At 42.2% G+C, this 12,736-nt stretch carries 11 protein-coding genes; 2 read left to right on the top strand and 9 right to left on the bottom strand.

Annotation, left to right across the window (positions count from 1 at the left end; translation table 11 throughout):
- Position 1 precedes the first annotated feature (1 nt).
- From AACM02_RS11585 to AACM02_RS11550, 8 genes are all read right to left on the bottom strand, one after another.
- A complete protein-coding gene (locus AACM02_RS11585) occupies positions 2-640 on the bottom strand; it encodes a YceI family protein (RefSeq protein ID WP_339117079.1) in 639 nt (212 codons plus the stop codon).
- 62 nt (positions 641-702) lie between these two features.
- Complete coding sequence (locus AACM02_RS11580; protein ID WP_332455741.1) at positions 703-2,043, bottom strand: hypothetical protein; 1,341 nt, start codon at positions 2,041-2,043, stop codon at positions 703-705.
- 50 nt (positions 2,044-2,093) lie between these two features.
- On the bottom strand, positions 2,094-2,684 hold the full coding sequence (locus AACM02_RS11575; protein ID WP_339117078.1) for a YceI family protein: 591 nt from the start codon (positions 2,682-2,684) through the stop codon (positions 2,094-2,096).
- A 266-nt stretch (positions 2,685-2,950) separates the two neighbouring features.
- Positions 2,951-3,382, bottom strand: coding sequence for an Rrf2 family transcriptional regulator (locus AACM02_RS11570; RefSeq protein WP_332455739.1), 432 nt, complete (start codon positions 3,380-3,382; stop codon positions 2,951-2,953).
- 156 nt (positions 3,383-3,538) lie between these two features.
- On the bottom strand, positions 3,539-4,969 hold the full coding sequence (gene nhaD / locus AACM02_RS11565) for a sodium:proton antiporter NhaD (protein WP_339117077.1): 1,431 nt from the start codon (positions 4,967-4,969) through the stop codon (positions 3,539-3,541).
- Between the two features lie 134 nt (positions 4,970-5,103).
- A complete protein-coding gene (locus tag AACM02_RS11560; protein WP_332455737.1) occupies positions 5,104-6,432 on the bottom strand; it encodes a glycoside hydrolase family 57 protein in 1,329 nt (442 codons plus the stop codon).
- Positions 6,433-6,471: 39 nt separating this feature from the next.
- Positions 6,472-7,728: a glycosyltransferase gene (locus AACM02_RS11555; protein WP_214063447.1), complete on the bottom strand. Its 1,257-nt coding sequence runs from the start codon at positions 7,726-7,728 to the stop codon at positions 6,472-6,474.
- Positions 7,729-7,797: 69 nt separating this feature from the next.
- On the bottom strand, positions 7,798-9,738 hold the full coding sequence (locus AACM02_RS11550; protein ID WP_332455736.1) for a glycogen debranching enzyme N-terminal domain-containing protein: 1,941 nt from the start codon (positions 9,736-9,738) through the stop codon (positions 7,798-7,800).
- A gap of 166 nt (positions 9,739-9,904) precedes the next feature.
- Between AACM02_RS11550 and AACM02_RS11545 the strand changes: the two genes are divergently transcribed.
- On the top strand, positions 9,905-10,573 hold the full coding sequence (locus AACM02_RS11545; protein WP_332455735.1) for a rhomboid family intramembrane serine protease: 669 nt from the start codon (positions 9,905-9,907) through the stop codon (positions 10,571-10,573).
- 7 nt (positions 10,574-10,580) lie between these two features.
- On the opposite strand, the gene AACM02_RS11540 is transcribed toward AACM02_RS11545, so the two are convergent.
- A complete protein-coding gene (locus tag AACM02_RS11540; protein WP_332455734.1) occupies positions 10,581-11,582 on the bottom strand; it encodes a nucleoside hydrolase in 1,002 nt (333 codons plus the stop codon).
- A 254-nt stretch (positions 11,583-11,836) separates the two neighbouring features.
- Between AACM02_RS11540 and AACM02_RS11535 the strand changes: the two genes are divergently transcribed.
- Entirely contained in the window at positions 11,837-12,733 is an 897-nt protein-coding gene (locus AACM02_RS11535) for a diaminopimelate dehydrogenase (RefSeq protein WP_339117076.1), read from the top strand.
- The last annotated feature ends 3 nt before the right edge of the window (positions 12,734-12,736 follow it).

Genomic DNA, 12,736 nt, shown 5'->3' with positions numbered 1-12,736 from the left:
CTTATTCTGAACTGCCGGATAAATTTAATTGTGCACTTTCCGCCGGCTGGATGTTGCATATCATTTTCAAGTTAATATTGATCATTTCGTCTACCTTTAGCATACCCATCATTTGTACGGGAGGCTCCAGTCCGAAGTCACGAATATTTATATGTTTTTCAATGTCAAAAATGTATCTCGTACCGTTTTTTTCGGTTTTAATGGGGAATTGGTATTTTTTTGTAACTCCCGTAATGGTAACATCTACAACGGCCACGCCTGTCGCGAGCTTTGGATTTTCGGGTAAGTCTATGTGATTCAGCTGAATATCCATCGTTGGGTATTCGTCGGATTTCAATAGTTTATAAAAATCCCTGAGAGCCATCTTATTGCTTGAAGTAAATCTTTTCACCGGTACAATAAGCCGGTTTTCGCTCAGGTAAAGTTTTTTATCGTTTTGTGATGCAGTGATGATCATGTTCCTTTGTATGAAGTTTTCACTGCTTTGGGTAAGTGTGAAATTAACAATATTCGAGCTGCCGTTTATCGATAAACTGCTGTTTTTATTCACGTCTACAGCAACTACAGCTGAAGATGTTTGCGCGACAACAGCTCCTGTAGTCAGGATACCTATAAGTAAGAGGGCAAATAAAGCTTTCATTGTCAATTTTTTAAAGAAAGAACCAAACCGGTATCAATTTACCGGCTTGGTTTTTATTGTTCTTAAAATGCTATGGATCCCTGCAAAGTCAATCCGTTGAACTCTGCACCATCTTGTATGGATCTGGCTGGAAATCCGTTGTATTTTTGGTTTACATATTCAATTTTAGCCATAACGTTTTTTGTCATATACCAACCGGCTGCAATGGCTACGCGATTTATATCCACTTCGTAATGATTGGGTTCACCCTGTGCAGCTCCCATGTCGGCTTTCATTGTGTTATAACGGGCACCTACATAAAAATCTTCATCAGCTCCGAAGCGAACCACTAAGTCTGTAACAAATTGATTGGACTTTCTCACATCAGGCTCGTTAGCACCTCTCCCGCCTGCATTCTCCAGTGTTGTAAATGATTCGAGTGAAAATCCCTGAACAGGAGAAAACTTCAAAAACAAGTTACCCATTACAGCAGCTACCTTGTCCCCAAAACCGGGGTTGAAACGTCCGTTTGTAAAATTGGCGTTGGATATAGGGGCATTGTACATTACTCCGTAGTAGTTTGAACCCGTACGATCACCTCCAAACAACGTGTTTCTTACGGATCCGGCCGTGTAATATCCCGATGCGCTGGCGCGTAGCCTGAACTGGCTGTTGATTTGTTTGTCGTAAGCCAGTTTTCCAATCCAGGCAGGATTATGTACACCGTTTGAATATTTGGTTTGAGCACGCGTAGTGTCAATTTTTGTCAGATCGTTGTTGAGTTTGCCGTTGGTTACAGCTCCTACAAGGATAAAATCTCCGACGTGAACATCAACCTCAGCGCCAATTTCGGTGGCAAATTCATCCATGATGTGGTTTTCCATAAAGGGGTTGTAAAATGTCAACCCGCCATCAGAACGACGAAAGTGGGCGTCACCGTAGTTTACATCAAATTGACCCACTTTAATGGTGGTGTATTTCATGATTTCATCCACAAAATCCCAAGGTAGGAACTCCATTTTTTCAAATTGAAGAAAACCTCCCTTTACCCACGTTTCGTTGTGATGCCTTGAAGCCAGATAGAGTTCAAAATTCAAGTAAATGCCATCGGATAAATTTGACTTGATGTAAAGATTGGCCTGAGGTAAGCCAAAGCCACTGGTCAAGGGAACCAGAGAGTTAGCTGCCGGGTTTGCGTAATCGTAACTATAGCCACTTTCTCTTGTCACAGTATTGCTGTGGTCGAGCATGGAGAACGGAAGTGTCAAAGCACCGCCTAATTGTACATTGAAACCTTCAAATTCGGTTTCGGTTTTTGGTGTTTCAAAAACGTTGATTCCGTCTTTGTTTGTAGGACGCAATTGAGCGAACATCATGCCCGAAGCTAACAAGGTAGCTGCCAGAAGTAAACCTCTCTGTTTCATTTTCATTAGTTTTCGTTAGTTTAAATAGTAAGTAAATAATTTGGTTTGTTTTAGTTGAATTGAACGGCAGGCCCTTCAAAAGTTACGTTGTATTTGACCGTAACCTGATCACCGACTTTCATCACTCCTAACATTGCCGTTGGAGCTTTCATATTGTAGTCGCTCATTTTAAGGGGCAAACTACCTTCAAAAGTATACGTTCCCGGTTTTATTTCTTTGCCATTAGCCTCAAGAGTAACTGTTTTAGATGTGCCGGCCATTGCAAGCGTTCCACCTATAACCACACTAATGTCAGACCCGTTTGTTGTAATGGATTTTACTTCAGACATTTTAAAGTTGATAAATGGGTTTTTGGGTTCGTTAAATGTTTCATGCGTTTTTTTGTCCATCAATTTCTCCCCGTTGATTATTGACTTTACGGGAACATTCACGTTAAGAACTGTGGCTTTGTTGTTTGAAACAGTTAATTCCCCCGATGCCTGAGTCGACGTGGTTGTGTAAGGGTGAACATTTGTTGTTCCGGAAATAGTAATAGTTGATGATTTGATTTTCAATGTTTGAGCTTTAACCGTTGTTCCTGTTAAAACAAAAATAAATGCGATCAACACAGTTGGAAATTTGAATAAAAAATTACTCTTCATTGTTTCTGTATTTATTATTAAAAAGTTTGTAAATCGTTAATGTTTAGTTATACTATAGTTTTAGTAGGAATGCATTTATCAATTCATCTCATTCAGACATTTAACTTTAAATAGCTGAGAAGTCGGTCCGAATTTTTTAAGACAAGCCTGTTTACTTACTCTTTCTTGTTTGGATAAACTAATCCTATAGGATTAGTAGGATAATGCGTGAAAAAAATGCAATATCAATCTATCCTATAGGTTTAGTGGGATTCATTTTTAAAAAATTATTCACAAATTTCAGGACAATCGTATTTAGTTTCTTTTATAATCTGCTCAAGTGTTTTAGCTGAAAGAATTTCAATTATCTGATGATGAAATTGTTTCCAGTAATTATTGGCTGTACATTGGTGTGTGGCTCTTTCGCAAAAACTCCTGTTTTTCACACATTCTATTATCACTATTTGCTCAAAAGCCGTGTAAATGTCCAACATTGTTATTTTATCGGCTGGCCGGGCCAGCATATAACCACTTCCTCGTCCTTTTGTATTTGAAATCAATCCTTTCAGTTTGAGTGCACTTATGATGTAATCCAAATATTTCACAGAAATATTTTGATTTTTGGCAATATCTTTTTGCAATATGCCTGTTGGTTCTTTACAACAGGCAATTTCGATCATTGTTCTAAGTCCGTACCGTATTTTTGAATTGATTTTCATTCTCTATGAAAAACTGTACAAATATAATGCAATTTATTGTACTGGAGTGTTTTCCCGGGGATTTTTAGAAAAATTTGTTTTCCTCGTGTGGTTGCCTCATCCAACAGTTGAAAAGATGACTGCTAACACGAATGTAACTGTTACTCAGGTCCATTTTCAGAATATGGCCTGTTGCAAAATATAAGCCCCTGCCCCGAACGTGTATCCGATAAGTGCGATGAGTGAAATACGTTTCAGGTACCAGCCAAACGGTACTTTTTCCAGTCCCATAAAAACCACACCTGCCGCAGAACCAATGATAAGGATGCTTCCGCCAACCCCTGCGCAATAGGCGAGAAAATGCCAAAAAACACCGTCTTCCACGAAATTTTGCATAAACACCGGATCGGCCATCGTACTTAAAGCGGCCGGATCCAGCACCGGGTACATACCGATAGCTGCTGCAACCAAAGGGACGTTATCAACAATGGCAGACAATAATCCAATGGCATAGGCCTGAGCATACACGTTGGGAAGATGTTGCGCCATAAAGGCAGATGATTGCTGAAGAATTCCTGCGCTTTGAAGGGCGTCAACAGCCAGCAATATTCCCAGAAAAAACATTAAGGTAGAAAAATCGATTCGTCCCAATACTTTTGAAACACGAAGCTTCAGGTTTTCGTTGAGCTGGTTTTTTTGGTTGTACAGAATCTCGGTATAAATCCATAATAAGCTTACACCCAGTAATAAACCTATGAAAGGCGGCAGGTGGGTAACTCCCTTGAACACGGGAGATAAAACAAGGATGGAAACCCCGAAAATCAGTATCCCCAGCCGGTCTTTTTTTTGCATATGAAGCAATAATTCGGAGTTTTCTTTTTCTTCTGTTTGGGAAATTTCTTCTTCCTGGATATTGCCTTTTAATAAAAACTGTGCTACAAAAACCGGGGCTATCATGGATACAAGGCTTGGAAAGAACAACTGAGGTATAATGGATGCAGTGATGTTTCCCTTAACCCATAACATGATGGTCGTAACGTCACCGATCGGAGACCAGGCCCCGCCGCTGTTAGCCGCAATAACAATGATACTGCCGAAAAGCCATCGTTCACGGGGTTCACGGATAATACGACGGGTAAGCATAATCATTACAATGGTTGTAGTCAGGTTGTCGAGAACGGCAGACATAAAAAACGTGATAAAGCTGATTAACCAGAGTAACCGACGTTTTTTTCGTGTCGTAATTTTTTCAGTAATATACGTGAATCCGCCGTGAACGTCAATGAGCTCCACAATGGTCATAGCGGCAAGCAAAAAGAATAACATTTCACTGATGTCCCCAATACTTTCCAGAATCTGATGATCAATTACAAAGTGGCGTACCTGAATTCCAAAAGCGTGGTGTTGGAGTTCAGGATGCGAATGGATATAATGGTTGAAAGCATCGGGAGAGACACTGAGGACTGTGCTTGGTGCCAGATACACGTAAATTACCCATAAAAGCGTACCGATTAGTAAAGCAACGCTGGCTTTGTTAACCTTTATGGTATGTTCCATCGCGATAAAAAAATAACCTGCGATGAAAAGGAGGATCATTGCATAAATCATGTTGCAGTCTTTTAAAAAAATCGTGCAAAGTTAACTATTAAATCGAAAAAAATAGAAATATAAAATTCAAAACGGTTTCTAATCTTTAAACCTTAACTTTGTGCTTTATCCGGTAGAGAATAGCCTGGTCCGATTTATTTTACCGGAGTTTTTTCCACTAATTTTTCTTCATTCTCTGTCAGTACTTTCTTCAGTTCGGATTGGAGTTTCTTAATTTCACGCTCCTGGTTGTGAATAGTGGTGAGAAGCGAATTTAATTCTTCATTGTCTACCGAATCCGGGAATTGTGCTTTGACCCGGTCAATAAAATCGCTTAAGACATTCATGTAATTGTTAAACGCGTCGTAGGGCGATTGGTAAGGGCTGAATTTACTGTGCATTGAACCGTCGTAAAAATGCTTGGTAGACATGTAATAAAAATGATCGCTCGATTGCAGGTATTGCCAGTCTTTCTTCAAGCGCCTGTCGTTGGCCAAGCGAATTCTTTCACTGATCTCGTAGAGGGTGTTGAATGCACTTTTTTGAAGCTTGTTTCCCAGCCACCGGCTTAAATCGCGTTCTTCGTCCGACCAGGAAATAGCCAGGGGAACCGATACGGTACCCACCGGTTTATGGGTGTCCATAATTTGACTGGGAGTGGAAAACTCAATGCCTTTGTCGAAAGCAAATTTAGGCAGTGCTTTCATAAATTCAAATATTCCCGAATGAGCCGGTTGGAGGTTCCCGAACGTTTCATAATTCATGAAAATATTGAATACCTCTTCCTGCGGTGAAGTTGCAGCAATCCACGATATGTATTTTTCCGCCGTTAACGGATATTCTTTCCACGTATAATCTGAAAATCGGAGCGAAATGTCGTCGCTGAACTGTGAGTTGCGCAGCAATAGTTTCATGTTGGGTTGATTTTCGGATTTGTACACATAGTTGGGGCTTCTCCAGGAGAGGATGAGTTTAGCTCCTTCAGAAACCATTTTAGTGTAGCCCATGTTGTAAGCCATTTCAGCGATATCGTCTGAAAAGATCATTTCCGTATTTCGCAGAACTTTTGGTTTCTGATCGAAAAGTAATTTGATCTTCTGCGTTTGTTGCTGCACCTGGCTTTGAAATTCTACAGGATCGATCAGGCTTGAAAGGGAGTGTGAGTATGTTTCGGCTAAAAACTCAACAGCGCCGGTTCTGCTTAATTCCTTCAGTCCGTCGATTACTTCCGGAGCATACACTTCCATCTGGTCAAGAGCTACTCCTGAAACCGATATGGCAAATTTAAACTTCCCCTTATAGGTGTTTATTAAATCGAGCAGCATGCGGTTTGCCGGGATGAAAGACCGGGCAGCTATCTGCTGCATGATGTCTTCGTTTGAATAATCATCGTAATAATAGTGGTCCCTTCCGATATTGAAGAAACGGTATCTTTTTAACCGGTACGGTTGATGGATTTGAAAATAAAAGCAAATTGTTTTCATATTTTTTTAGACTGTTAGATTTTTACTGTCTTCTTGTCTTCACACCAGGCTGTCGTAGATGGCCCGGATTTTTTTCCCGGCATCCTCCCAAACGATACTGTCCACCTCTCGTTTTCCCTCCTCTTTGAGAAATTCCGCCATACCCGGGTACGTACAAATCGAATACATGGCGTCCGCCATGGCGTCAACATCCCAGTAGTCGGTTTTAATGACGTTATTCAGTATCTCTGCACAACCCGACTGGTAGGAGATTATACTTGGCACACCGCACTGCATAGCTTCAAGCGGTGAAATACCAAAAGGTTCTGATACCGAAGGCATAACATATACATCGCTCGATTTCAGCATTTCATAGACCTGTTCGCCTCGAAGGAACCCGGTAAAGTGGAATCTGTCAGCAATTCCCCGATCGGCAACCAAACGTATCATCTGGTTCATCATGTCGCCGCTCCCCGCCATCACGAACCGGATGTGCTTGGTCCTTCTTAGTACCTGAGTGGCCGCGTCTACAAAAAACTCCGGGCCTTTTTGCATGGTAATCCGTCCCAGGAAGGTAATGACTTTTTCCTTCACTCCCGATATCCGTTCGATCGCTTCAATCTCCGGGCTCAACGGCTCAACGGCGTTGTGGACGGTGGATACTTTCCATTCGGGTTGATGATAGTTCTCAATGACGGTTTTGCGGGTAAGGTTGCTTACACAGATAATGTGGTCGCAGTGATCCATTCCGTTCTTCTCGATTCCGTAAACAGTAGGATTAGGCTTGCCGCGGCTGCGGTCGAACTCCGTTGCGTGCACATGAATGACCAGCGGTTTTCCACTTACGCTTTTTGCGTGGAGGCCTGAGGAATAGGTGAGCCAATCGTGCGCATGGATAATGTCGTATTCATACGTCCGGGCAATAACACCCGTAACGATGGAGTAATTGTTGGTCTCCTCCAGGATATTGTTTGGGTACCTTCCTGAGAATTCCAGACATCCCAGGTCGTTGGTGTTCATATAGTTGAAGTTAGCGTAAATGTTATCACGCATCCAAAAATATTCCTCGGGGTTCATATATTTCTCGAGCCTGGCCTTGGCAGTTTCCCAGCTCACGTCGCGCCATACGACGGGAGTATTGTTACAGCCAATTATTTTCAGAAAACTTTGGTCTTCGTCACCCCAGGGCTTGGGAATGACAAACAGGATTTCCATATCTTCCTGCTTAGCCATACCCTTGGTTAATCCATAACTTGCGGTTCCAAGCCCACCCAGTATATGAGGCGGAAATTCCCACCCTAACATCAACGCTTTCATTCTATCGTGTTTTATATTCTTTTGTAGTTCAATAGTTCTTCATTTACGATTCATCGTTTTCCGCAAGGTTTACCCAAATGATCTGATGAGTCTCTTTGCACGTAAAGTTTCTGAAACACTCATGGCAAAAGAATATCCTCCGTGGGCATAAAACGGGGGGCTGGAATCGTAAAATTCAGACAAGGTTCCAATGCAATCGTTTTGCATCTGATCTTCCAGCTCAATCATTACCCGGTCTGCCAGGGAGAGTCCGCTCATGCTGAACACTTTCAGGTACGCTTCAATGTAAGCTCCTATAAGCCAGGGAAAAGCACACCCGTTGAAATAGGCATATTCTTTTTCTTCAGATGTTCCTGCATAACGAGGGCGGTAGTTATAGCCTTTCGGGCTTAAAGAACGTATGCCCACCGGGGTAAGCAACTCTTTGGTGACGAAATCGATCACCAATTTTTTCTGACGCCTGTCCAGCGGCGAATAGTCCATAGAAACAGCAAAAATCATATTGGGACGAACATTCCTGTCTGCATAAGTGCCATCCACATAATCATATAAATAGCCGGCATCGTTGAGAAATGTTTCGATAAACGACTGTTGCGCCTTCAAGGCTTTCTCTTCGTATGTTGTAGCCAGAACTTCTTTATTTGTCGCAGCGGCCACCTCTTCCGCAAATTTAAGTGCATTGTGCCACAAAGCATTGAATTCAACCAGGTATCCCGATCTTGGAGTGACAGGCTTGCCGTTTTGCACCGCATTCATCCAGCTCACGGCAACATCACGTCCGTACGTTGAGACTAATCCGTTCTCAGGGTCAACAGTTAAGTTGGGATGCTTGTTTGACAAAATAAAATTGATTATGGAAAAAAGAAAGTCGACATATTTTTCTTTAAAAACGGGCTTGTTTTCTTTCCAGTATTGTTGCAGTGCCCAGGTTACCCACAACAAGACATCAGGGTCGTCTATCTGTTTTATAATGTTTTTCCGCGGTTTGTCGTTCAAAAAATCCTGAATATGGGGTATGGCCGAATCCATGATTTTTGTAAAGTCATCGGGCCTGCCCACCGACAGGGTGCAACCGGGCAACGACACAAACTGATCCCGGGCGCGTACCTTGAACCAGGGATAGCCGGCCAGCAGGTACATCTCATCCGTTTTGGGAATGTAATAAAACTGATGGGCGGAGTTTTTCAGGCAATTGTAAAAACTAGACCTTGGCGTGCGTTTTTTAAGTTCAGCGTTAAATTCATCGGTAAGGGCAGAGGTGTTTACCAGAATGTCACCAGCAGAAAAAATTACCTCCTCGCCTTTTGCAATTGGCATCTCAAAATACCCGGGAACATACAGGTCCTCCTTGAACGTATCTCCGTTTTGCATATCTTGAATGTACTCCACGCCCTGATTCCAGTAGGGTTGGTACATAAAGTCGACTCTCTTGTTGAATTGCATGAAAAATTCGGGATAACCATAATACATACTGGTGCTGATTCCATTCTCCACTTCGCGGTATGAACGGTCCACCTGATCGTTTTGCCTGGTTAACTGTGAAATGTTCCGAAATGCCATACAGGGTTTGAACCGCATGGTGGTCGGCGAATGGGCATCCATCAACTTGTACCGGATCATGAGCCGGTTTTCTTTCGATGAAAACATAATCTCTTTAGAAAGAATAACGCCTCCTACACGGTAAATAGTTTTTGGAACACTATCGATATTATATTCACGGATGTATTTGTGCCCTTTCGGGCTGTAGTTGTCGTCGTTGTATTTGTGGATTCCTAAATTGAATTGTGCACCGTGCTGTATAACGGTTTCATCAATAGAAGAGAGGATCAGGTGATTGTCGTCGTCCAGAAAGGGTACCGGCATCACCAGAAGTCCCTGATATTTCGATGTATTGCAACCCGAGATCGATGTGTTTTGATAAGCCCCTTTTCTGTTAGTCCTCAGTATGTTGCGATACAGGGAGTACTCCAGGTTAATCATCAGGTCCTTATCGAATTTAAGATAACTCATAGTTGATAGAGGAATTAGAAATATACCACTTTAGTTTTGATGTTCGAAAGATAGTTAATTGCCGTTGATTCGGCAAATAATAAACTCTTTTTTTTCTTCCTGCTTCTTTTTTGTTTTTTGGGTAATTTCCGGCGAAAAACGGTTCTTTTTATTTAGTTTTGCACCTATGGATAATGCAACAATACATACAGAAAGGTGGCAGAAAAAAAGGATTCGTCTGGCAACGATTCCCGCACTGGTAATATGTGTGCTGGTCTGGTTGACTTTTCTGATTGATTATGCCCGCATTTTTCGTTTTAATTTCTCACTTCTGGGAATTTACCCCCGTCAACTGAACGGTTTGGCCGGTATAGTTTTCTCGCCTTTTATACATGGATCGCTTTCACACCTTGTCTCAAATACATTTCCGATGCTGGTTTTGTTTTCGTTGTTATTCTATTTTTACAATCAGATAGCCTTTAAGTCACTCACTTTACTTTGGCTATTGAGCGGCTTTTTTACGTGGCTGATAGGTCGGAACTCATACCACGTGGGCGCAAGCGGTTTAATCTTTGCACTGGTTTTCTTTTTGTTCTTCAGCGGGTTGTTCCGAAAATATATTCCGCTTGTTGCCGTATCCATGGTGGTGGCTTTTGTTTATGGAAGTACCGTCTGGAGTATTTTCCCGATTACCGAATATATCGATGTAAACCTTTCGTGGGAAGCCCATTTGTCGGGGGCGGCAGCAGGGCTCATCGTTGCTTTTGTTTTCAGAAGCAGGGGCCCGCAAAAACCGGAAGTCCTTTGGGAAGAAGACGGTGAAGATGATAATGATGAGACAGTGATAACAGGGTGATTTTATATCATTTAGGCTGGTACATCATTAACCCCTCTAACGTATCGGAGATGTCCTGATAAGGATATTTGTGGACTAAAAAATAGTGATCCTTAGTTGAGTCCGGATCCCAGTTGTTATACCCGGAGGGATTGACGATAATTTTTCCGGGGCCACATACATAAAAATATCTTTCGGGGTCGCGAATGGCGCAAAGAACTGCTGTCTGGTCCCAGGACATCCTGTTTTTTACGGGTTTATTTTCGTATGTGGCTAAATTATACTTGTACGCCCAGGAAACCGGATTGTTTTGATCATTTTTTTCTGCCACCTTGCTTCCGGTAAAAATACGCTCTCCTATTTCAAAACCGCTGAAAAGAATGGGTGTTGGCCAGCGCTCCAATACATAAGAAGAAGAGACCGAATCTATAAATACATTGAATTCCCGGCCCTCGGGAAACCGTCCGGCCATGGCAACCCATTTTTTTACTTTCTTTTTAACCAGTTCTACACCCGATAACGGAGAATAATCATCATTCCCGGTTTTTAGTAATTCTGCCAGGTTGGTTGTAAATCCAACGGTTACGATGGTCACGCTTTTATCCGGCTGTGAAGCCAGTACCTTCCTATAAATCTCGCTCGCTTTCGGATAATCCGTTTTAGATTTTAAATCGGGAGCAAATCTTACCAGCAGGGAGTCGTTCCAATTGTTGGATGCCGTGAAATTTGCTACACCGTTATCGGGAATTCCAACAGGAATGCCCCCTTTTCCGTAGTAACGGTTAAACATTTCGATGGTAGGTGCTATACTGGGATGACCGTCACTTGCCAGTGTGGCTAAAATTTCGCATTCCCCCAAATCTGCCAAGGCATGCAGGATGGCTATTGCTCCCACATCATCATAATCGGGCCCCATGTCCGTATCGAAAATTATTTTTTCAGGTGAGGCAACAGCTCCTTCTTGGGGATTTGAATTGCAGGAAAAGAAAACCAACAAGGGTATCAGTAGATAAACAAGTAATGCTTTCATATTATTATCATTTAAAAGTTAGATTCAATACCACTTTCCTTTCGAGAAAAACCTCCCCGGAAATAAAACACTTTATATTTAGTGAGAATAGAAGACACAAAGGTTGTCCGTATTTCGAAAAGTAAAAGTACAGAAAAAAATGCAACACTGTAGACTTTTACATACTGATTTGTGATTGAGCAGAAATATCCGGGATTATGAGCCGGCAAGAATCCGCATTTTTTACTATTTTTGTGCATCAAAATTATAAGAAAATGAAAAAAATCAGAGCTGCCGTTATCGGTTACGGCAATATTGGGAAATACGTAATGGAATCGTTGATCGATGCCCCGGATTTTGAAATTACGGGAATTGTGCGTCGTGATGCAACGAATGTGCCTGCCGAGTTGAAAGGATTTGAAGTCGTAAACTCGATATCGCAATTGAAAAATACGGATGTTGCGTTACTCTGTACCCCTACGCGAAGCGTGGAGAAATTTGCCAAAGAATGTCTGGCGTTGGGAATTAACACGGTGGACAGTTATGATATTCACGGAGGCATTGTAGATTTACGCCATTCGTTAAACGACGTTGCGAAACAACACAATGCCGTTTCTATCGTTTCCGCCGGATGGGATCCTGGAAGCGATTCCGTTGTCCGCACGTTGATGGAGGCCATGGCGCCCAAGGGAATAACTTATACCAATTTCGGCCCGGGAATGAGCATGGGACATACGGTAGCTGTAAAAGCGATTGAGGGTGTTAAAGCGGCACTTTCAATGACTATCCCAACCGGAACGGGAGTTCATCGCCGGATGGTTTACATCGAGCTGAATGATGGTTATGATTTTGACCAGGTAGCTAAAGCCATTCAATCCGATGATTACTTCGCACACGATGAAACACACGTTTTTCGGGTAGAGAACGTGGAAGCATTAAAAGATATGGGACACGGCGTGTTGATGGAACGTAAAGGGGTATCCGGAAATACACAGAACCAGCTTTTCAGGTTCGATATGCGCATAAACAACCCCGCGTTGACCGCACAGGTAATGGTCGGGTGTGCCAGGGCTGCTGTAAAACAAAAGCCGGGTGCCTATACATTAATAGAAATACCTGTTGTAGACCTTCTTCCAGGCGACAGGGAAAAATGGATTAAGAAATTGGTTTAATTT

It is taken from the genome of Petrimonas sp. (assembly GCF_963921705.1).
Taxonomy (GTDB): domain Bacteria; phylum Bacteroidota; class Bacteroidia; order Bacteroidales; family Dysgonomonadaceae; genus Petrimonas; species Petrimonas sulfuriphila.
This window is presented reverse-complemented; position numbering and strand designations above follow the sequence as displayed.